This is a genomic window from Nocardia araoensis NBRC 100135 (genome assembly GCF_000308435.1).
Lineage (GTDB): Bacteria > Actinomycetota > Actinomycetes > Mycobacteriales > Mycobacteriaceae > Nocardia > Nocardia araoensis.
Map to the genome: position 1 here is coordinate 30,500 of NZ_BAFR01000043.1, position 21,062 is coordinate 51,561.

Annotated in this window: 23 protein-coding genes; 16 read left to right on the forward strand and 7 right to left on the reverse strand. The window is 69.4% G+C overall.

Features of this window, described 5'->3' with window-relative positions; translation table 11 throughout:
* The first annotated feature begins 18 nt into the window (after positions 1-18).
* A complete protein-coding gene (locus ON21_RS06110) occupies positions 19-552 on the forward strand; it encodes a DoxX family protein (protein WP_039796403.1) in 534 nt (177 codons plus the stop codon).
* Positions 553-685: 133 nt separating this feature from the next.
* Here the strand turns inward: ON21_RS06110 and ON21_RS06115 are convergent, their stop codons facing one another.
* Positions 686-2,734 (reverse strand): ATP-dependent DNA helicase, encoded by a 2,049-nt coding sequence (locus ON21_RS06115; protein ID WP_039796376.1) that lies wholly within the window; start codon positions 2,732-2,734, stop codon positions 686-688.
* A gap of 57 nt (positions 2,735-2,791) precedes the next feature.
* Complete coding sequence (gene pncA / locus ON21_RS06120; RefSeq protein WP_039796377.1) at positions 2,792-3,358, reverse strand: pyrazinamidase PncA; 567 nt, start codon at positions 3,356-3,358, stop codon at positions 2,792-2,794.
* Between the two features lie 186 nt (positions 3,359-3,544).
* Here pncA and ON21_RS06125 point away from each other — a divergent pair, with 186 nt between their 5' ends.
* Positions 3,545-3,736, forward strand: coding sequence for a hypothetical protein (locus ON21_RS06125; RefSeq protein ID WP_039796378.1), 192 nt, complete (start codon positions 3,545-3,547; stop codon positions 3,734-3,736).
* A 2-nt stretch (positions 3,737-3,738) separates the two neighbouring features.
* Here the strand turns inward: ON21_RS06125 and ON21_RS06130 are convergent, their stop codons facing one another.
* Positions 3,739-5,049 carry a nicotinate phosphoribosyltransferase gene (locus ON21_RS06130; RefSeq protein WP_039796379.1) on the reverse strand — a complete coding sequence of 437 codons (1,311 nt, stop codon included), beginning with the start codon at positions 5,047-5,049 and terminating at the stop codon, positions 3,739-3,741.
* A gap of 123 nt (positions 5,050-5,172) precedes the next feature.
* Here ON21_RS06130 and clpS point away from each other — a divergent pair, with 123 nt between their 5' ends.
* From clpS to rdgB, 10 genes are all read left to right on the forward strand, one after another.
* Positions 5,173-5,523, forward strand: coding sequence for an ATP-dependent Clp protease adapter ClpS (clpS, locus tag ON21_RS06135; protein ID WP_039796380.1), 351 nt, complete (start codon positions 5,173-5,175; stop codon positions 5,521-5,523).
* 22 nt (positions 5,524-5,545) lie between these two features.
* Complete coding sequence (aosR, locus tag ON21_RS06140; protein ID WP_039796381.1) at positions 5,546-6,115, forward strand: oxidative stress transcriptional regulator AosR; 570 nt, start codon at positions 5,546-5,548, stop codon at positions 6,113-6,115.
* Between the two features lie 61 nt (positions 6,116-6,176).
* Positions 6,177-7,241, forward strand: a complete 1,065-nt coding sequence (locus ON21_RS06145) for a P1 family peptidase (RefSeq protein ID WP_039796382.1) — start codon at positions 6,177-6,179, stop codon at positions 7,239-7,241.
* 195 nt (positions 7,242-7,436) lie between these two features.
* Positions 7,437-7,856: a M67 family metallopeptidase gene (locus ON21_RS06150; RefSeq protein WP_039796404.1), complete on the forward strand. Its 420-nt coding sequence runs from the start codon at positions 7,437-7,439 to the stop codon at positions 7,854-7,856.
* Between the two features lie 33 nt (positions 7,857-7,889).
* Entirely contained in the window at positions 7,890-8,162 is a 273-nt protein-coding gene (locus ON21_RS06155) for a MoaD/ThiS family protein (RefSeq protein WP_039796383.1), read from the forward strand.
* Positions 8,163-8,170: 8 nt separating this feature from the next.
* Positions 8,171-9,133, forward strand: coding sequence for a cysteine synthase (locus tag ON21_RS06160; protein ID WP_039796384.1), 963 nt, complete (start codon positions 8,171-8,173; stop codon positions 9,131-9,133).
* Positions 9,134-9,199: 66 nt separating this feature from the next.
* Positions 9,200-9,925, forward strand: a complete 726-nt coding sequence (locus ON21_RS06165; protein ID WP_083880425.1) for a rhomboid family intramembrane serine protease — start codon at positions 9,200-9,202, stop codon at positions 9,923-9,925.
* A gap of 69 nt (positions 9,926-9,994) precedes the next feature.
* Entirely contained in the window at positions 9,995-10,759 is a 765-nt protein-coding gene (locus ON21_RS06170; RefSeq protein WP_083880421.1) for a cyclic nucleotide-degrading phosphodiesterase, read from the forward strand.
* Between the two features lie 391 nt (positions 10,760-11,150).
* Positions 11,151-11,921 carry a ribonuclease PH gene (rph, locus tag ON21_RS06175; protein ID WP_039796406.1) on the forward strand — a complete coding sequence of 257 codons (771 nt, stop codon included), beginning with the start codon at positions 11,151-11,153 and terminating at the stop codon, positions 11,919-11,921.
* A complete protein-coding gene (gene rdgB / locus ON21_RS06180; RefSeq protein ID WP_039796386.1) occupies positions 11,921-12,532 on the forward strand; it encodes an RdgB/HAM1 family non-canonical purine NTP pyrophosphatase in 612 nt (203 codons plus the stop codon). The genes rph and rdgB overlap by 1 nt, the downstream gene beginning before the upstream one ends.
* Before the next feature lie 11 nt (positions 12,533-12,543).
* Here the strand turns inward: rdgB and ON21_RS06185 are convergent, their stop codons facing one another.
* From ON21_RS06185 to ON21_RS06200, 4 genes are all read right to left on the reverse strand, one after another.
* Entirely contained in the window at positions 12,544-12,909 is a 366-nt protein-coding gene (locus ON21_RS06185) for a DUF3817 domain-containing protein (protein WP_039796387.1), read from the reverse strand.
* Entirely contained in the window at positions 12,906-13,379 is a 474-nt protein-coding gene (locus ON21_RS06190; RefSeq protein ID WP_039796388.1) for a glucitol operon activator, read from the reverse strand. Before ON21_RS06190 ends, ON21_RS06185 begins: the two co-directional genes overlap by 4 nt.
* Positions 13,380-13,591: 212 nt before the next feature.
* Positions 13,592-14,467, reverse strand: coding sequence for an oxidoreductase (locus ON21_RS06195; RefSeq protein WP_039796389.1), 876 nt, complete (start codon positions 14,465-14,467; stop codon positions 13,592-13,594).
* A 117-nt stretch (positions 14,468-14,584) separates the two neighbouring features.
* Positions 14,585-16,000: a lipase family protein gene (locus ON21_RS06200; protein ID WP_245562478.1), complete on the reverse strand. Its 1,416-nt coding sequence runs from the start codon at positions 15,998-16,000 to the stop codon at positions 14,585-14,587.
* 162 nt (positions 16,001-16,162) lie between these two features.
* Here ON21_RS06200 and ON21_RS06205 point away from each other — a divergent pair, with 162 nt between their 5' ends.
* The 4 genes from ON21_RS06205 to ON21_RS06220 all read left to right on the forward strand — a co-directional run bounded on the left by ON21_RS06205 (position 16,163) and on the right by ON21_RS06220 (position 21,001).
* Positions 16,163-16,822, forward strand: a complete 660-nt coding sequence (locus ON21_RS06205) for a TetR/AcrR family transcriptional regulator (RefSeq protein WP_039796390.1) — start codon at positions 16,163-16,165, stop codon at positions 16,820-16,822.
* A 55-nt stretch (positions 16,823-16,877) separates the two neighbouring features.
* A complete protein-coding gene (locus tag ON21_RS06210; RefSeq protein ID WP_039796391.1) occupies positions 16,878-18,911 on the forward strand; it encodes an MDR family MFS transporter in 2,034 nt (677 codons plus the stop codon).
* Between the two features lie 61 nt (positions 18,912-18,972).
* Positions 18,973-19,617, forward strand: coding sequence for a PadR family transcriptional regulator (locus ON21_RS06215; protein WP_039796392.1), 645 nt, complete (start codon positions 18,973-18,975; stop codon positions 19,615-19,617).
* Positions 19,618-19,798: 181 nt separating this feature from the next.
* Complete coding sequence (locus ON21_RS06220; RefSeq protein ID WP_039796393.1) at positions 19,799-21,001, forward strand: FAD-dependent oxidoreductase; 1,203 nt, start codon at positions 19,799-19,801, stop codon at positions 20,999-21,001.
* The last annotated feature ends 61 nt before the right edge of the window (positions 21,002-21,062 follow it).

The window sequence follows — 21,062 nt, forward strand, 5'->3', positions numbered from 1 at the left end:
GCAGGGATGAGGACCACCATGACCATCAAATCCGTACTCGACAGAACCGGAACCGACACCGAGCTGGACCGGATCGCCCCCGACATCGGCCTGCTGATCGTGCGCGTCGTCTTCGGCGGCCTGCTCGCGGCACACGGGGCGCAGAAACTCTTCGGCTGGTGGGGAGGGCCAGGTCTGCAAGCCAACGCGGACGGCTTCGAGAAGATGGGCTACAACCCCGGCAAAGTATTCGGGACGCTGGCGGGTCTCAGCGAGTTCAGCGGCGGCCTGCTTTTGCTGCTCGGTCTGTTGACGCCGCTGGCCGGGGCGATCGTGCTGGGCACGATGATCAACGCGATCAACGCCACCTGGGCCGGTGGACTGCTGGGCGGATACGAGATGGGCCTGCTGTTCGCGGTGGTCGGCGCCGCACTTCCCTTCACGGGGCCGGGCAAGTTCTCGCTGGACGCCGGGCGTCCATGGGAGCGTCACGGATTCGTGTGGGGTGTGGGCGCGCTGATCCTCGCCGTGGTGACAGGCGTGCTCACGCTGATCCTGAAGTGGGTGCTGTAGAACCCTGCGACGCAGCCGGATTCGCGGCGCGGCGATCTCGGTCGTCGCGCCGCTCGTTTCTGTCACACCGCGGGCTGCCGGATCGTCGTCCTGATGTTGTGGCACTTGCCGAACGAAGGAGGAGTGTGATCTATCACACCTTCGCCGCGGCGGCCAGCCTGCTCAATGCTTTCACCACGACCTCCGGGTCGGCCGTCTCCCAGTAGGGCGGCAGCGACGCGCGCAGGTATCCGCCGTAGCGAGCGGTGGCGAGGCGGGAATCGAGGATGGCTACCACGCCGCGATCGTCGACGCTGCGCAGCAGGCGTCCGGTGCCCTGGGCGAGCAGCAGAGCCGCGTGGTTGGCGGCGACGGTCATGAAGCCGTTGCCGCCGCGCATCTCCACCGCGCGTTGCCTGGCCGCCAGCAGCGGATCGTCCGGCCGGGGGAAGGGGATGCGGTCGAGAATCACCAGGCTCAGCGACGGACCGGGCACGTCGACGCCCTGCCACAGCGACAGCGTGCCGAACAGGGAAGTCTCCGGGTCGTCGGCGAACTTGCGGACCAACGCGCCGGTGGCATCCTCGCCCTGGCACAGCACCGGGGTGGACAACCGTTCGCGCAGCGCGTCGGTGGCCGCGCGGGCGGCGCGCATCGAGGAGAACAAGCCGAGGGTGCGTCCGCCCGCCGCCGTGATCAGTCGTTCGATCTCGTCCAGGTAGGCCGGTGCGAGCCCGTCGCGGCCCGGCGCGGGGAGGTGTTTGGCGACGTAGAGGATGCCGGACTTGGCATGGTCGAACGGTGAGCCGACATCGAGCGAACTCCAGCGCACCACGTCGGCGTCCGAGGGCGCCTGCGCGCCGTTGGCGGTGGCCGGGTCGGTGCGATTGCCCGACTGGGCGGGCAGGCCCCAGGTGACCGCGAGACCGTCGAACGAGCCGCCGATCTGCAACGTGGCGGAGGTGAGCACGACGGTCGCGGTGCCGAAGAGCCTGCTGCGCAGCAGCCCGCCCACCGACAGCGGCGCCATCCGCAGCGACCGGCGCGCGACACCCCGGATCTCGTCGGCGGCCAGCCAGATGACGTCGCGGCGAGCGGCGGGATCGGGCTCGTCGAACGCCGTCAGCGCGCGGACCGCGCTGTCGTGCACCTCGTCGAGCGCGGCCGAGGCCATGGTGCGGGCGGCGGAAGTCTCCGGATCGCCCTGCGCGGTGGTGCTGCCCGGCGGCGCGAGTGCGGTGCGCGCGTTCCACGCGGCATCGCGGACCAAGGCCAGCACCGGGGCGACGCCGTCGGGCAAGGTGTCCCACCGGGCGGCGGCCAGCTCCTCCAGCGCGGTGTGCCAGGCCTCCGCGGCGCCCTCCAGCCGATCGACCTCCTGCTCGTCGATGAGTTTGGCGCAGCGCCGGGCCGCCGCGCTGATCGCGGCGGAGGTCAGTTCGGCGGTGGCAACGCCGGTGACCCGGTCCACCAGCTCGTGCGCCTCGTCGATGACCACCACGTCGTGCTCGGGCAGCACCTGGATGCCGCTGATCGCGTCGATCGCCAGCAGCGCGTGGTTGGTCACCACCACGTCGGCCTGCGCCGATTCCGTCCTGGCGCGCTCGGCGAAGCAATCCTGGCCGAAGGAGCAACGGGACTTGCCCAGGCACTCCCGCGACGACACGCTGACCTGCCGCCAGGCGCGATCGGTCACGCCGGGGGCGAGTTCGTCGCGGTCGCCGGTCTCGGTGTCGGAGGCCCACTCGTTGAGCCGTTGCACTTCGCGACCGAGGCGCGAGATCGCGAACGCGTCGAACAACTCCGCTTCGGCGGGCTCGTCCGGAACGGCGCTGTTGATCTTGTTGAGGCACAGATAGTTGTTGCGACCCTTGAGAATCGCGAACTTCGGCGTGCGGCCGAGGGGGCCGCTCAGCGCCTCGGCCAAGCGGGGGAGGTCGCGGTCGACCAGCTGACGCTGCAGCGCGATGGTGGCCGTGGAGACCACCACCGTGCGGCCGGTGCGCACGGCGTGGCGCAGGCTCGGCACCAGATACGCCAGCGACTTGCCGGTGCCCGTTCCGGCCTGCACGGCGAGGTGCTCCTTGGTGTCGATCGCGTGGTCCACCGCCGCGGCCATCGTCACCTGCCCGGCGCGTTCCTTGCCGCCGAGGGCCTGCACGGCGGTGGCCAAAAGGTCGGAAACGGGCGGCAGTTCGGGCACGCGAGCAGCCTACTCGGCCCCTCCGACAGCACCGGGCGGTCGCCGAGACCGAACGGTCTACCGGGTGATGCTGCCTTCCAGGTCGACGCCCGCCCCGCGCATGCGGTCCAGTGCGGCGCCGATCGTCTCGGCTGCGACGCCCGCGGTGAGATCGAGCAGGACGCGGGTGTCGAAGCCCTCGATGCGCGCGTCCAGTGCGGTGGCGCGCACGCAGTGGTCGGTCGCGATGCCCACCACGTCGACGGCGTCGACGCCGCGGTCGTGCAGCCAGTCGGCCAGCCCGGTGCCGTCCTCGGTCGTGCCCTCGAACCCGGAGTAGGCCGCCGAGTACGCGCCCTTGGAGAAGATCGCCTGGATGGGCTCGGTGGTCAGGGCCGGGTGGAAGTCGGCGCCCGGCGTGCCGACCCGGCAGTGCGGCGGCCAGCTGTCGATGTAGTCGGGCTCGTCGGAGAAATGCGCACCGGGATCGATGTGGTGATCGCGGGTGGCCACGACCACCGCGTAGTTCGCCGCGGCGAGGTGCTGGCTGATCCGGGCCGCCACGGCGGCGCCGCCGGCGACCGCGAGCGAACCGCCCTCGCAGAAATCGTTCTGGACGTCGACGATGATCAGGGCCCGGGTCATGGCGACCTCCCGCGGTGTGGCTGAACAACTGTTTCAGATTCTGCCGCTCCGGGCGGACGCTCGTTCCGCCGACTCGCGGGAAATTCGCCTGCGCGCGATGTAAACGCGGCCCGCGCCCACGGTGATTACCGGGTGCCCCCTTTCATCGGCGGCCGGATGCGCCGCCTTCCAGCACGGAGACCTCTGATGAGCCCTGCCCGACTGTTCCGCACCGTAATCGTCGCCACCACCGTGTTCCTGGCGGTCTTCTTCCTGCTCGGCTCCAGGCCCGCGGAGCCGTCGGCATGGGTGTGGTTCGGGATCACCGGAGTCGTGTTCGCGCTGCTGTTCGCCGTCGGACTGCGGCTGGTGACCCGCGTCGACCAGCGCAGGCGCTGACCTCAGACGAAAGTGGTCACCACGGCGGGTTCACCCGCCGAGAGTTTGAGCCCCTCCCACGGCAGGCTGATCAACCCGCGCGCGACCAGGTCGCGGCTTTCGGCGAGGGTGGGCAGGTCATCGACCTGCTTACCCTCCCGGATCAGCGGGACCAGCAGCTCACGGGCTTCGAAGCCGTTGCGGGGCGGCGTCGGCCCGGCCGCCGGGTAGACGATCTCCTCGACGATGGTGCCGGTGTCGCGGGCCAAGCGGACGGCCTTCTTCGTACCGCCGCGGGACTGCTTGTGACTGCTGCGCTTGGCGACCGGCACCCCTTCGACCTCGACCAGCTTGTAGACCATCCCGGCTGTCGGCGCGCCCGAGCCGATGACCAGCGCGGTTCCGACACCGTAGACGTCGACCGGCTCGGCGCGCAGCGCGGCGATGGCGTACTCGTCGAGATCGCCGGAGACCACGATGCGGGTCTTGGTGGCCCCGAGCGCGTCAAGCTGGTCGCGCACCTGCCTGGCCAGCACGCCGAGATCGCCGGAGTCGATGCGCACGCCGCCCAGCTCCGTGCCCGCGACCTCGATGGCGGTCGCGACGCCCCTGGTGATGTCGAAGGTGTCCACCAGCAGCGTCGTGCCGACTCCGAGCGTCTGCACCTGGCTGCGGAACGCTTCGGCCTCGTGTGCGCCGTCCGGGCCGCTGTGCAGCAGGACGAACGCGTGCGCGCTGGTGCCCGCGCCCGGAATGCCGTAGCGGCGCACCGCCTCCAGATTCGAGGTGGCGTCGAAACCGGCGAGATACGCGGCGCGTGCGCAGTCCGCGGCGGCCAGTTCGTGGGTGCGCCGCGAACCCATCTCGATCATCCGGCGGCCGCCCGCGGCGCTGACCATCCGCGCCGCGGCGGCCGCGATGGCGCTGTCGTGATTGAGAATCGAGAGGATCAGCGTCTCCAGCACGACGCATTCGGCGAAACTGCCGCGCACCGACAGGATCGGGGAGCCCGGGAAGTACAGCTCGCCTTCTGGGTAGCCGTCGATGTCACCGGTGAACCGGTAGTCACGCAGCCAGTCCAGCGTCCGCCGATCCGAGAACGAGGCGGCGACGGCCAGTTCCGCCTCGCCGAACCGGAACTGCCGCAGCGCGTCGAGCACCCGGCCGGTACCCCCGACGACGCCATATCGGCGACCGTTTGGCAAACGTCTAGCGAACACTTCGAAGGTGCACTGCCGCTGCGCCGAACCGTCGGCGAGCGCCGCGGCGAGCATGGTCAGTTCGTACTGGTCGGTCAGCAGCGCCGTGCTGGTCGCGCCGTCACGCAGGTCCACGCTGTCACTGTAGACAGAACGGTCGGCGCACGGTGTCCGGCATCGGCCCGGTGAACCGCCGAAAACCCCGATCGGGGCTGCGTGGGTGTTGTTTATCCGGAGTCGAGTCGTACCCTTGACCTTATGGCCTTGTGCAACACAGTCCGGGGTGACGTCGTTGTGGACGCCGCGAACGCGACATTGTCGGCGGCACAGGCGACACCCGAAGCGGTGGAGTACACCGAGATCCTGGAGGCGGAGGACCGCCCGTGGGTGACCGTGGTCTGGGACGATCCGGTCAACCTCATGCACTACGTCACATACATCTTTCAGAAGCTTTTCGGCTACAGCAAAGCGAAGGCGACCGAGCTGATGCTGAAGGTCCACAACGAGGGCAAGGCAGTGGTCTCGTCCGGTTCCCGCGACAAGATGGAACACGATGTCCAGCGACTGCACGCCGCGGGACTCTGGGCCACCATGCAGCGGGACGACTGACCGGCCCGACTACCCTGACGCCGTGCGTAAGTGGAGCAGGAAGAACTCGCTGAGCGGTCTCAAACTGCGATCCGAAATGGACGCACGTGAGGCCAACGTGCTTCGGTCACTGGTCGGTGCGGTCTCCGGGCTGCTCACCGAGCGCGCCGGGTCCGCCCCCGAGGACGACTTGGCCGCCCTCACCGGACTGCGCTCCGGCAATACCGCCCCGCCGGAGGATCCGCGGCTGCGCAGACTGCTGCCGGACTTCCACCGCAGCGAGCCCGGCTCGCCGGACGCCGAGCGCGCCGACCTCAACAGCGCGCTGCGCGGTCTGCACGAGCCCGACATCATCGACGCCAAGCTGGCGGCGGGCTCGGTCGTGCTGGACACCGTGCCCAGCGCGGGCGGCAAGATCGTCCTCACCCCCGAGCAGGCCGACGCGTGGTTGACCGCGCTCACCGACGTGCGGCTGGCGCTGGGCACGGTGCTGAACATCGACGCCGACACGCCCGACCATCTCGACCCCGACGATCCGCGCGCTCCGCACCTCGACGTGTACCACTGGCTGACCTGGATGCAGGACTCGCTGCTCCAGGCGCTGGCGCCCTGACCGGGCGCGCTGCGAAGATCGGCGCGAAACGACCAGCAGTCCCGCGCCGTGAGGAGTCCAGATGGTGAATGCCGAACCGGGTGAGCACAACTCGCTCACCGACGTGCCCGGAGTGCTGGTCGGTCATCATCACGTCCTCGATCCGGCCGCCACGCTGGGCTCCGGGGCGGCGACGGGATGCACGGTGGTGCGCGTGCCCGGCGGCGCGGTGGCGGCGGTCGACGTGCGCGGCGGCGGGCCGGGTACCCGCGAGACCGATCTGCTCGATCCGATGAACACCGTTCGCCGGATCGACGCGATCCTGCTCACCGGTGGCAGCGCCTTCGGGCTCGCCGCCGCCGACGGGGTGATGCGGTGGCTGGAGGAGAACGGCGCGGGCATCGTGATGGACCCGGCGGACCCGAGCCGGGTCGTGCCCATCGTCCCCGGTGCGGTGATCTTCGATCTCCCGGTCGGCGCGTGGCGCATCCGCCCGACCGCCGAGTTCGGCTATCGGGCCGCCGCGGCGGCGGACGTCGACTTCGCTCGCGGTTCGGTCGGTGCGGGCGTCGGCGCACGCGCCGGTTCGATCAAAGGCGGGGTGGGCACGGCGAGCATCGTGCTGGGCGACGGCGCGGCCGCGGGAATCACCGTCGCGGCGCTGGTCGTGGCGAATCCCGTCGGCTCGGTGTTCGATCCCCGCACCGGGTTGCCGTGGGGGTGCGGCACCGACGGGCCGGATTTCTTCGGTTTGCGGCCCGCGACGGCGGAGCAGTTGGCGGCGGCGAACGCGCTGCCCGTGAAGGGCGCCGTGCTCAACACCACGATCGGCGTCGTGGCCACGGACGCTCCGCTCGATCCGGCGGGATGCAAGCGGGTCGCGGTCGCCGCGCACGACGGGCTGGCCCGTGCGATCCGTCCCGCGCACTCGCCGCTGGATGGGGACACGCTCTTCGTGCTCGCCACCGGGACGGCCGAGGAGGACACCGACCTGCCGCTGCCGCCCGCCTTCCCCGCCGATCTGCTCGTCCTGGATCAGATCTGCACGGCCGCCGCCGTCTGCGTCGAGCGCGCGATCGTCGACGCGATCCGCTCTGCGCACACGGTGGCGGGCATCCCGGCTTACGAAGACTTGTTCGGGGTTTGATCTGCCGCGACTTCGTCGCGAACGCGCATGCTCGGTCTGGCTTCGCGCCGGCCCGACCGGCCCGCCACCACGGGCCCGCCCGCACTGCGCCTCGGTGTCTTACCGGGGACCGGGCGAGGCCGCCGGGGGAATAGCCGAATATCCTGGCTCGTTGTCGACTGCGATGGGTCGGCGTTGTGGAAAGGTGTGCGACTCGTGCTGGTGATCAGGGCCGACCTCGTGGAGGCGATGGTGGCGCACGCGCGCGCCGATCACCCCGATGAGGCCTGCGGTGTCATCGCGGGGCCGGAGGGCTCGGATCGTCCGGAGCGCTTCATCGCCATGGTCAACGCCGAGCGTTCGCCCACGTTCTACCGCTTCGACTCCGGCGAGCAGTTGAAGGTGTGGCGCGCGATGGACGATGCCGACGAGGAGCCGGTCGTCATCTACCACTCGCACACCGCCACCGAGGCCTATCCGAGCCGGACCGACGTGTCGTACGCCTCCGAGCCGTTCGCGCACTACGTGCTGATCTCCACCCGTGACCCCGAGCAGCACGAGCTGCGCAGCTACCGGATCGTCGACGGCGAGGTCACCGAGGAGCCGGTGCGGATCGTCGACGCGTACGAGAACTAGACCGATGACTGTTCGCGAAACCGAGGAGTACCCATGCCGGTAACCGTCTCCATTCCCACGATCATGCGCGGCCTCACCGGGGGTGAGAAGCGCGTGCAGGCCGAAGGCACCACGCTGTCGGCGCTGATCGACGACCTCGAGGCCAACCACCCCGGACTCGCCGAGCGCCTGCTGAAGGACGGCAAGCTGAACCGCTATGTCAACATCTACGTCGACGACGAGGACGTACGCTTCGCCGGTGGGCTGGACGCCGAAGTGCCCCAGGACGCCAGCGTCACGATCCTGCCCGCCGTGGCAGGAGGCTGACCCGTCCCGTGGCGCGTTACGAATCGCTGATCGCGACCCTCGGCAATACTCCGCTGGTCGGCCTGCGCACCCTGTCCCCGCAATGGGACGGTGACGATCATGTGCGACTGTGGGCGAAGCTGGAGGATCGCAACCCCACGGGCTCGATCAAGGACCGGCCGGCGCTGCGGATGATCGAGCAGGCCGAGGCCGACGGCCTGCTGCGGCCCGGCTGCACGATTCTCGAACCCACGAGCGGCAACACGGGCATCTCGCTGGCCATGGCCGCGAAGCTCAAGGGATATCAGTTGATCTGCGTGATGCCCGAGAACACCTCGGTGGAGCGGCGGCAGTTGCTCACCATGTTCGGGGCGCGGATCATCGACTCCCCGGCGGCGGGCGGCTCCAATCAGGCCGTCGCGCTGGCCAAGCAGATCGCCTCGGAGAATCCCGACTGGGTGATGCTCTACCAGTACGGCAATCCGGCGAACGCGTCGGCGCACTACGAGACCACCGGCCCGGAGATCCTGGCCGACCTGCCCGAGATCACCCATTTCGTCGCGGGGCTCGGCACCACCGGCACGTTGATGGGGACCGGCCGCTTCCTGCGGGAGAAGGTGCCCGGCATCGAGATCGTGGCCGCCGAGCCGCGTTACGGGGAACTGGTCTACGGCCTGCGCAACATCGATGAGGGATTCATCCCCGAGCTGTACGACGAGAGCGTGCTGACCACCCGTTTCTCCGTCGGCCCGTACGACGCGGTGAAACGCACCCGGGAACTGGTGCTCGAAGAGGGCATCTTTGCAGGCATCTCCACCGGCGCCATCCTGCACGCCGCGCTCGGTGTCGCCCGCAAGGCGGTCAAGGCGGGCACGCGCGCCGACATCGCGTTCGTGGTCGCCGACGGCGGGTGGAAGTACCTGTCGACCGGGGCCTACGACGGCACGCTCGAAGAGGCGGAAGAGCGGCTCGACGGCCAGCTCTGGGCCTGATCCCCCGGCCGCGCCGGTACCCTCGGTGAGGCGGGGCCACGCCCCCGCCACGGCGAGGAGGTGGCCATGACCGGCGCGGGACTCGGGCCGTCGTTCGACCCGGATCGGATCGCGGCGCTTCGTGCCCGACTGGGCAAGCCCGTCGGGGCGCCTGGACCGTCCACGCCGCCCGCCGCCGGAGGTTTCGCCGCGATCAAGCAACTGTGGCTGCGGGCCGGAGTGCTGATCGTCGGATTCGTGGGTGTTCTGTACGGCGTCGAAGGGGTCGACCACGCGGTCGGCGGACAACTCGACCACGCGGGCATCGAGCCGCGCCGCGCCGACGGGCTGACCGGCATCCTGTTCGCCCCGTTGCTGCACGGCGGCTGGGGGCACTTGATCGGCAACACGCTCCCGGTGCTGGTACTCGGTTTCCTGGTGTTGCTGGCGGGCATCGGACGCGGGCTGGCCGCGACCGCGATCATCTGGTTGGGGGCCGGGCTCGGCGTCTGGCTCACCGGAGCGACGGGAAGCACGCATATCGGCGCGTCGTCGCTGGTCTTCGGCTGGTTGACCTTTCTCATCTCGCGTGGGTGGTTCGCTCGCAATCCAGGGCAGATCGTGCTCGGCCTCGTGGTGCTGGCCCTCTACGGGTCGCTGCTGTGGGGCGTTCTTCCCGGACAGCCCGGAATCTCTTGGCAGGGGCATCTATTCGGCGCGTTGAGTGGATTGCTGGCCAGCTGGGTACTCTCTGGAGATGCACGACGAAACCGCCGCGGGAACCGAGCCGGAATCGGCGCGTCGCCGCGGTGAGCGGGCGGCCCGCCGGAAATGTGGGGGGATCCTTTCTTGAGTGAGAATTCCGCGTGGCAGCATGGGGGAATGCGCCTTACCGTCCTCGGGTGCTCGGGCAGTGTGTCCGGCCCGGACTCCCCCGCGTCGGGTTACCTGCTGACCGGCCCGGACATGCGGCCGACGGTCATCGATTTCGGTCCGGGAGTGCTCGGCGCGTTGCAGCGCCACGCAGATCCCGGTGAGGTCGACATCTTCCTGACCCACCTGCACGCCGACCACTGCCTGGACCTGCCCGGTTTGCTGGTGTGGCGCCGCTATCACCCGACGCCCCCGGAGGGGAAGGCGATCGTGCGCGGCCCGTCGGACACCTCGCTGCGCATCGGCAACGCCTCCGCCGAGGTCGGCGGCGAATGCGACGACTGGTCCGATGTGATCGACATGCGGCGCTGGGTCGAAGGCGAGCCCGTCTCCTTCGGGCCGGGTCACACCGTCACCGCGCGCCGGATGTTCCACCCGCCGGAGTCCTACGGTCTGCGCATCGTCACCGCCGCGGGCCGTACTTTCGTCTACACCGGCGACACCGCACTGTGCCCCCAGGTCCACGAACTCGCGCAGGGCGCCGACATCCTCATGGCGGAGGCCTCCTGGACCCACGACCCGGCGAATCGCCCTCCCGGCATTCACCTTTCGGGCACCGAGGCGGGCCAGATCGCCGCCGAGGCAGGCGTGAAGGAACTCCTGCTCACCCACATCCCCCCGTGGACCTCCCGCGAAGACGTGATCGCCGAGGCGAAGGAACAATTCGCCGGCCCCGTGCACGCGGTGGCCCCGGGCGAAACCTTCGATATCTGACCGAATCCGAGCACGGCAGTCGGCATGAACTCGAGCGGGCTCCCAATACCGGACATCGACTCACGGTGCCGCAGCACGCCGTCGACCGAATGACACACCGATCGGCGAATCCGCATGCCGCGTCGGCCACGATTCGGGCTGACACGAACCGGGCGCCGACACTCGGCCCGACCACGATCGGCCCGGCCGTTCCACCGATACGCCCGGGGCGGGCAGACTCTGATAGCAACTGTCCCGTTGCGACGCGCCCAGCGCACCTCCACTACGTCTTTCGAGCGAAGCGAGACCAAGCCTGTTCCGTTCGCGGCCCGTCGCGCGAACGCGAGCCACAAAGGGGCCGCGAACACGCCGCGCCGAAGGCGCGGCCAAACAAACCCAGTAGGCTGTGGCCGTGTCGAGACGAGCCGATGGCAGGGCGGACGATGAGCTCCGCGAGGTCCGGATCACCCGTGGTTTCACCACGCATCCAGCTGGTTCGGTGCTGGTGGAGTTCGGGCAGACGCGGGTGATGTGCACCGCGAGCGTCACCGAGGGGGTGCCGCCGTGGCGGCGTGACTCCGGATTGGGCTGGCTCACCGCCGAGTACGCGATGTTGCCCGCCGCGACGCACACGCGCAGCGGGCGGGAATCGGTGAAGGGCCGGATCGGCGGACGGACCCAGGAGATCAGCCGCCTGGTCGGCCGCTCGCTGCGCGCCTGCATCGATCTCGCCGCGATCGGGGAGAACACCATCGCCATCGACTGCGATGTGCTCCAGGCCGACGGCGGCACCAGGACGGCCGCGATCACCGGCGCCTACGTCGCGCTGGCGGATGCCGTGACCTATCTCGGCGCGGCGGGTGCGCTGGCCGACCCGCAGCCGATCTCCTGTGCGATCGCCGCGGTGAGCGTCGGCGTGGTCGACGGCCGGGTGCGCGTGGATCTGCCCTACGAGGAGGACTCGCGCGCCGAGGTGGACATGAACGTGGTCGCCACCGATACCGGAACGCTGGTGGAGATCCAGGGCACCGGCGAGGGCGCCACCTTCCCGCGCTCCACGCTGGACAAGCTGCTCGATGCCGCGCTCGCGAGCTGCGAGCAGTTGTTCGTCGTCCAGAAAGAGGCGCTGGCGCTGCCGTATCCCGGCGTGCTTCCCGAGCCCGCCGAGTCGAAGAAGAAGTGATGAGCCGTCGTCTGCTGGTAGCCAGCCGCAACGCCAAGAAACTGAACGAATTGCGCCGCATCCTCGACGAGGCGGGCATCGCCGGGATCGAGATCGTCGGATTGAACGACGTCCCCCCGTACGACGAGGCGCCCGAGACCGGCGCGACGTTCGAGGAGAACGCGCTGGCCAAGGCCCGCGACGGCGCCGCGGCCACCGGATTGGCCTGTGTGGCCGACGATTCCGGTCTCGAGGTGGACGCGTTGAACGGCATGCCCGGCGTGCTGTCGGCGCGCTGGTCGGGCAGGCACGGCGACGACGCCGCAAACAACGCGCTACTGCTTGCGCAGTTGTCCGACGTGCCGGACGAGCGCCGCGGCGGGCGGTTCGTGTCCACCTGCGCGCTGGTGGTGCCCGGTGGCGCGGAGACCGTGGTGCGCGGTGAATGGCCCGGCTCGATCGGGCGGAAGCCAGTGGGCGACGGCGGTTTCGGCTACGACCCGCTGTTCGTCCCGGAAGGCGGCGATATCACCGCGGCGCAGTTGACGCCCGCCCAGAAGGACGCGGTGTCGCATCGCGGCCGGGCGTTGGCCCAGTTGACGCCCGCGCTGGCGGCGCTCGCCGAAGGCTGACGCGGGCGGCCTCAGACGCCGAAGGTCTGCTTGACCTGCTTGGCGTTGACGTGCTCGACGAAGAACGACAGCAACGGGATGGTGCCCGCGAGCAGGGTGCCGACGGTGCGCAGCACCGGCCAGCGGACCTTGACCGCGAGGTCGGCGGTGACCAGCAGGTAGACGAAGTACACCCAGCCGTGCACGACCGCGATCCAACTCGGGGTGGCCACGTCGAAACCGTACTTGGCGATCATCTCACCGGTGAGCAGCAGCAGCCAGAGACCGGTGATCCAGGCCAGCGCTCGATAGCGCAGCAGTGCCGGACCGATCTTGGCGGCGTTCCCGGCGGGGGCCGGGGCGGCGGTGGTCTCGGTGGAATTCTCGCTGGTGGTCAACCGGCGCTCCTCTCGCGGGTGTGCAGGCCTGCCGCGCGGACCTGTTCTTCGATGTCGTCGGCGTGCAGCGCGGCGAGGTAGCGGTTGTACTCGGCGAGCACGGGGTCCTCATCCCGGACGGCCTTGGGGCGCTCGGGCAGCAGCCCCGCCGGGAGTTCCGTTGGCGTGAGCGGCTTGGTGGCACGCCTGGCTGGGGCGGAATCGCGCCGCGGGGCCGCGGCGGGATCGTTCTTTTCCTCGGGTTCGGCTGCCTCGCGTTCGAGCCGGACGAACCGGAAGTAGGCGAAGACGGCGAATCCCGCGAACAGGGGCCATTGCAGTGCGTAGCCGAGGTTCTGTGCGGTGCCGGTCGCGGACTCGTATCGCTCCCATTGCCACCAGGCCAGCCCCAGGCACCCCAGCGCGGCGACGATCACCAGCGCGATGAGGGCCGGGCGGTTGTGTGCCGAGCGGCGGGGTGAGGCGGACACGGCTTCTACGGTACCCGTTCTACTACGCGAGCCGTAGAACGAGGTACGCCGTCCGGCGCCTGCTGTGACCACGGTCATCGCGGCGGGGACCGGCGCGGATCGAACCAGCTCCGCGGCGGCCTCGATTGCCGAGACGATCGGGCGCGCCGTCCGGACGGACGCCCGATACGCCGTGTCCTCGAGACGGCCGAGCCTTGCCGGCGTCGCCCGGCTCAGAACGAGTAGGTGACGCCGGTCTTGCGCTCCGACTCGATCCACAGCCGCTGCCACAGCTCCCTGTTCTTCGACAGGCGGGTGGACGAGGAGGGTTTCACCGGACCCTGGGTGCCGAAGAGCCGGGTCGGGCCCCAGTAGGTCTCGGGGTCGGCGTCCGGCATGGTCGCGGCGAACAACGTCGAGTGCGCGGCCTTGGCGGGCGAGTGCCCGATCAAGCGGATGAACGGCTTCGAGATGTGATCGAGCGGCGTCTCGGTGTGTGCGAAGAGGTCGGTGGCCGAGACACCGGGATGCACGGCGTAGGAGCGCTTGGCCGAGCCGGACTCGCGCAGCCTGCGCTGCAGTTCGCGGGCGAACATCAGATTGCACAGCTTGGCCTGCGCATAGGCGAGGTTGCGCTGGTACCGGCGATTCTCATAGTCGAGGTCGTCGATCCACAGCTTCGGTGTCTGCTTGTGCGCGATGCTGGAGAGGGTGACCACCCGATCGGTGATCCGGTCCAGCAGCAGGCCGGTGAGCGCGAAGTGTCCGAGGTGATTGACGCCCCACTGGGTCTCGAAACCGTCCTTGGTGCGCGAGAACGGCAGGTTCATCAGGCCCGCGTTGTTGATCAGGACGTCGAATCGGCCGGTCTCCCCGGCGAACTTGCGCACCGAAGCCAGATCGGCCAGGTCCAGTTCGGCCACTCGGACGTCGCCGTCGATGCCGCCGGCGACCTCTTTCGCCTTGACCGCGTTGCGGCAGGCCATGATCACGGTCGCGCCCTTGGACGCCAGGACTTCGGTCGTGACGGCGCCGAGCCCGCCGTTCGCGCCGGTGATGACAAAGGTGCGTCCCGTCTGATCCGGGATCTCAGTTGGTTTCCACGCCATGGGTCAACCTTACTTTGGAGTAAGTTGCAGGGGTAGATGTCGACATCGATCGTCTCAGACGCGCGTGCCCGTGTCGCGGAACGCGACCGCGACACGGGTACCCTTTGCCGGGCTGTTTCAGCGGCCGCTGCCGATGGGTTGCCCGAAAGCGGCTGCGAGTACGGCGCCCACCGTATCGCTCCACACCTGCCAGGTGGCGGGATCCAACGTCATCGAACCGACATCGGTGATGGTGACGCCGTCGGCCACCGGCACGCCCGCGAACCGGTCCTTCAGCCACAGCAGTGCCCGCGGCGCCGCGATCGGGTCGAGGGTCAGATGCTCGCTGAAGTGATCGCGGATGTACTCGACCCGCGCGCCCGGGTCCTCGGCATAGGTTCCGACCAGCTCGTTGACTGGCCCGACCGGGATCAACCAGTCGGCATTGGCCTGGTACATCAGCATGGGCATGTCCGGCACTGCCTGGCCCAGCTTCGTCTTGTTCAGCACGTCGACGACGGCGGGGTCGGTGAAGGGGTTCTTCGCCAGCATCCCGAGGTTGTCCGCGAACGGGAACAGCGCGGCCTGGTAGCTCGCGCAGAGCTGTTCCTTGCCCGCGATCATGAGTCTGCCCAGGCCGTTCGCGTTCTCGTCGAGAAACTTCCGCAGTTCGGGATATTCGCGCGAGACGCCGAGCGCGCCCGCGAAGATCAGCCCGGCGGAGAGATTGCCGTTGGCCATCCGCAACGCGGCCGACAGATCGGCGGGGATGCCGCCCTCCGCGGTGCCGACCACGTTCAGTTCGGGTGCGTAGTCGCGCTTCGACTCGGCGGCCCAGCCGGTGGCGATCGCGCCGCCGGAGTAGCCCATCATGCCGACCCTGGTCGAGGTCCCGGACAGTTGCATCGGCGCGAAGTTCTCCGCGGCGCGAATGCCGTCGAGCGTGATGCGGCCTGCCAAAGGCCCTGCGGCGTAAGCCGAGTCGGGTCCCTGGTGATCGGGGATCACCGCGGCCCAACCCTGGGCAAGCGCCGCCTGCACCTCGAGGAACTGCGCGGCCACCAGGGTGGAGCCGGTCAAGGTCGCCGGGATGGAACCCATCCGGAGCTGATACGACGGCATGCAGTAGTTGCCGGTCGAGTCCTCGGCGATCTGGTAGGAGAACAGCGGCCGGTCGGCGACGTAGCCGCGCGGCTTGATCACCGTGGCCACGGCGGGGATGGCCTCGCCGCGGGAGTTGGTGGAGCGGTAGGACAGCTGCCAGGCGTCCACGTTCACCGGCAGCAGCGACAGGTTGGCCAGATCGACCTGGCGTGCGGCGATGATCTGGCCGGGAGCCAGGTCGGCGTAGGTCTGCGCGGGCGGGCGATAGAACGCCGGGTCGAAGCCGGGCGGCAGCGGCGGAATCGGGAACGGCAGCGCGGGCTGGACCGTGACCTGATCGTTCGGCACCGGTTCGGCGGCAGCGGGCCCGGCCGGGAGGAAGGGCAGCCCCGCGGCCACCGCGGCGAACGCCGCGAGCAGCTTCGGTGCGTGTTTGCGGGAGATGACCACGCGAGAACCTCTTCGTTCGGTGAGCCCTATTTGTGAGCCCCATCGGTTTCAGACTGGCCATGAGTATGCGGTGCGATGATCCGAATCACAAGAACGAATCGGCTCGGGCCCAGGCGCGCCGAGGTGGTTCCCGGTCGCCGTGATTTCGCTACGGTGAGAGATGTGACGGCGACAGTGGGCAGGCAATACGGCGGGCGTGCCGTCGTGGAGCGGAAAGCCGAGCGGCGCCTGCGGTTCGTCGAGGCGGCCACCCGGATCTTCGCCGAACGCGGCTACGCCGATTGCTCGCTGGCCGACGTGTGCGCCGCCGCAGGCTTGTCCAAGCGGCAGTTCTACGAGGAGTTCCAGGCCAGAGAGGACGTTCTGGTCGCAGCGTACGACCGGATCCAGGACGAGGCCGCCGCCGCCGTGGTCGCACGGATGGACGCGCTCGACCCGGCGTTCGACCTGCGCGCCGCGATGACCGCCGTGGTGACGGCCTATCTGGAATCCATCGGCTCCGATCCCTATCGCGCGAAGGTCGCCTTCATCGAAGTGGTCGGTGTGAGCGACCGGATGGAGCGGCACCGCCGCGAACGCAGGCACGCGTGGGCGGCCGTGCTGGAGTCGCACGTGGTACCGGTGGTCGCGCCCGGTTCGCGGGTGCGCGGCGCGCCGGGGTGGGGCGCGAGCGCCTTGATCGGCGCGATCAACGGGCTCGCGCACGAGTGGGTGCTCGCCGACCCGCGTCCGACGGTCGCCGAACTCGTCGATCTGCTCGTCCCCATCGCGATGTCGCTCATCGAGCGGCCGGACGAAGCGCCGGAGGGCGCGCCCGCCTGATTCGCTGCCGTGTCGCTGGATGTCCATCCAAGCGGCAAAAGCCCATACTGAGCTGATGGCCGGTTCGGTTGCTGTCGCCGCGGACCCTGTTGCCCCCATGGGCAGGGCCAAGACCAACATCGTGTTCGGCACCATCGTGCTCGGCATGCTGATGGCGGCGCTCGACCAGACCATCGTGTCCACCGCGCTGCCCACCATCGTCGCCGACCTCGGCGGGGCGGGGCACATGGCGTGGGTGGTCACCTCCTACCTGCTCGCCGAGGCGGTGGCGACGGCGCTGGCCGGCAAGCTCGGCGACCTGTTCGGCCGCAAGCTGGTGTTCCAGATCAGTGCCGTGATCTTCATCGTCGGCTCGATGGTCGCCGGCCTGGCGAACGGCATGCTGTTGCTGGTACTCGCCCGCGGCATCCAGGGCTTCGGCGCGGGCGGACTGATGGTCACATCGATGGCGCTGATCGCCGACATCATTCCGCTGCGACAGCGGGGCAAGTATCAGGGCGCGCTGGGCGCGGTGTTCGGCGTGACCACGGTGATCGGTCCGACGCTGGGCGGCCTGTTCACCGACCACGCCAGCTGGCGCTGGTGCTTCTACGTCAACGTGCCGGTCGCGGTGGTGATGATCGCGCTGGCGGCCCGCACCATCCCGCGGGTGCGGGCGGCGGCCGAGCCGATCATCGATTACCTCGGCATCGGCCTGGTGGCGCTGGGCGTCTCCTGCCTGATCCTCGGCCTGGAATGGGGTGGGCAGCAGTACGCGTGGGACTCGCCGACGATCATCGGTCTGTTCGCCGCGGCGGCGCTCCTGCTCGCGGCGTTCGTCGCGGTCGAGTTGCGAGCCGCGGAACCGATGCTGCCGATGGGGTTGTTCCGCAGCCGGGTGTTCACGGTGTGCTCGATCCTCAGTTTCATCGTCGGCTTCGCGATGCTCGGTTCGATGACCTACCTGCCCGCGTATCTGCAATACGTCGACGGGGTTTCGGCCACCGTGTCCGGTGTGCGCACGCTGCCGCTGGTGGCGGGCCTGTTCGCCACCTCGATTCTGTCCGGGCAGGTGGTCGGCAAGACCGGGCGCTACCGGTACTTCCCGATCGCGGGCACCTTGGTCATGGCGCTCGGCCTCTACTTGATGTCGACGATGGGCCGGACCACCGGCACGTGGCTGGAGTCGCTGTACATGCTGATCCTCGGCTCGGGCATCGGACTGGCGATGCAGGTGCTCACGATCGTCGTGCAGAACACGGTGCCGTACGCCCAGCTTGGTACCGCGACCTCCGGCGTCACGTTCTTCCGCACGCTCGGCAGCGCTTTCGGCACGGCCATCTTCGGCACGCTCTACAGCAACGAGATCGGGCCCGGCCTCGCCGCCGCTCTGGCCCAGGTGCGCGTGGTGCCGCCCGCGGTCGCGGCGGACCCGCATGCGTTGCGCGCGCTGCCCGCCGAGCAGTCGGCGCCGATCATCGACGCGTACGCGGACGCCATCGACCACGTGTTCTTCTGGGTCGTGCCGATCGCGTTGGTCGGATTCGTGGTCGCGTGGTTCCTGCCCGAGGTGCCGCTGCGCGACAGCGCGCGGGCGGGGGCGGGCGATGTGGGGGAAGGGTTCTCGGTGCCCGACTCGCCCGATCGGCTGGTGCAACTGGAACGGGCCATCGCGGGCACCATGCACCGGGCGGGGTCGGAGGATCCGATCGGCGCGCGCATCCTGGCCGACGCGGACAGCGATTTGACGCGCGGTGAGGCGTGGGCGCTCGGGCAGGTGTATCTGCGCGACCGGGTGCGTGGCGAGGCCACGTTGGCCGGAATCGCCCGGGCGCATCGAGTGCCCGAGGAGGTGATCGAGCCGATCTACGACCAGGTCGGGGCGGAGGGCTATCTGACCAGGGAGGGGCAACGCTTGCGGCTCACCGACTCCGGTGCCACCGAGATGGATCGGATCAAGGCGGCCTGGCGGCGCTGGCTCGACACCAGGCTCGACGACTGGAACGAGGCCGATCCCGCCGATCGCGCGCTGCTGGATCAGGCGCTGACGAACATCGCCACGAAGTTGCTGGAAGACCATGCGCGCGCGGAGGAAACAGTACCTGCCTGACCCTCTTGCGGCTGATTACTCGTAGGCGTATATTCGTAGACGAGTAAGAGGAGGTGCCGCGATGAAGAAACGCAAGGTCGACAACCTGCTGGCGCTCGCGGTGCTGTCGGTGATCATCGAACGGCCGATGCATCGATACGAGATCGCCCAGACCTTGCGCGAGCGAGGCAAAGACCAGGACATGGCGATCAAGTGGGGTTCGCTCTACACCGTCGTGCAGAACATGGCCAAGGTCGGCTTCCTCGAGGTCGTGGGCAGTGAACGGGCCGGCGCCCGGCCCGAGCGGGTGATCTATCGGATCACCGACGCCGGTCGCGCCGAGATGGCCGATTGGACCAGGGAACTGCTGTCGACTCCGGAACCGGAGCATCACCGGTTCGTCGCGGGTCTGTCGATCCTCGCGGTGCTTCCGCCCGCCGAGGTGATCGAACTGCTCGGCACCCGCCTCGAAGCGCTGGACCGGACGATCGAGACCGTGCGTCGCGAACTCGGCGAACTCGCGGGGACCTTGCCGCGACTGTTCATCGTCGAGTCCGAGTTCGGGTTGGCGATGCTGGAAGCCGAAGCGGCCTGGACGCGCTCGCTGCGCGCGGAGTTGACCGAGGGCACCTTCCCTGGACTGGCGCAATGGCGTGAGTGGCACGAGCGCGGCACGCTGCCGTCCGAGGTCACCGAAATGGTGGAGAGGGGGATGGCCGAGAACTAGCCGAGAACCGGACCCGGCGAAGGTGCGGCAACACCGCCGCCGGGCCCGATCGAACAGTCTCGAACCGCGCCCGCGAACGCGCACCCGGCTACAAGGCTGGCAACCACAGGATAACCGGGTGGGTGGCGCGTGGGTCGGTCCGGGAACCGAAACCCGTATCGCACGAATCCTGGAGACACCCATGTCCACAACACGTACCGCCCTGGTGATCGGTGGCGGCATCGCCGGTCCCGTCGTCGCGACGGCCCTGCGCAAAGCGGGCATCGACGCCCGCGTCTACGAGGCCTATCCCGGCCCTTCCTACGGCATCGGCAGCGGGCTCGCGCTGGCGCCCAACGGCGTCGCCGCGCTCGACATCATCGGGGCGGGCGACCCGGTCCGCGCCATCGCGCTGCCGGTCCGCAATATGAACATGTCCGTCGGCGCCAAGGTACTGGAGATGCCCGGCATCCCCGATATGCCGCCGCTGCAATTGGTCGATCGCAGTGAGCTGCACCGAACGCTGCACCGGCACGCGGAGGCGGCGGGCGTTCCGTTCGAGTACAACAAGCGCCTGGTCGACGTGCGGGAGGACGAGTCGGGCATCACGGCCGAGTTCGCCGACGGCAGCACGGCCACCGCCGATGTGCTGATCGGGGCGGACGGCATTCGCTCGCGGGTGCGCACGCTGATCGACCCGAACGCGCCCGGCCCCGACTACACCGGCATGCTCGGCTTCGGCGCGACCACCGAGTGCGACGCCGACATCCCGCCGGACACCATGACCTTCGCGTTCGGCAAGCGGGCCTACTACCTGTACTGGCCGCTCGGGGACGGGCGGGTGGCGTGGGGAGCGAACCTGCCGCACAAGGAGTATCTGTCGCTCACCGCGGCCAGGGCGGTGCCGAGCGCGCACTGGTTGCGGATCTTGCGCGAGACCTACGGCGACGACACACCCGGCGGCGAACTCGCTCGACGCACCACCGAGGAGCAGTTGGAGGTGGTCGGCGCGCTGCACATCATGCCGCCGGTGCCGCACTGGTATCGCGGGAGGATGGTGCTGGTGGGCGATGCGGTGCACGCGCCGTCCAACAGCTCCGGTCAGGGCGCGTCGCTGGCGATCGAGAGCGCCGTGCAGCTGGCCCGCTGCCTGCGTGATCTGCCCCCCGCCGAGGCCTTCTCGGTCTACGAGCGCTTGCGGCGCGAGCGGGTGGAGGGCGTCGCGGCCCGCGCGGCGAAGATCAATCACAGCAAGACGCCGGGGCCGGTCGGGCGCAAGATCATGCAGTTGCTCATGCCGGTCATGGCCAAGACCGTGATGAAACCGGAGAAGACCATGGGACCGGAGCAGCGCTACCGGATCGATTGGGACGCTCCGGCCGACCGCGAGCTCGCGTCGGTCTGAGTCGACCGGGAGGTCCCGCAGGCCTCGGAGGACCTGCGGGACCTCCCGTCTCCGGATATCG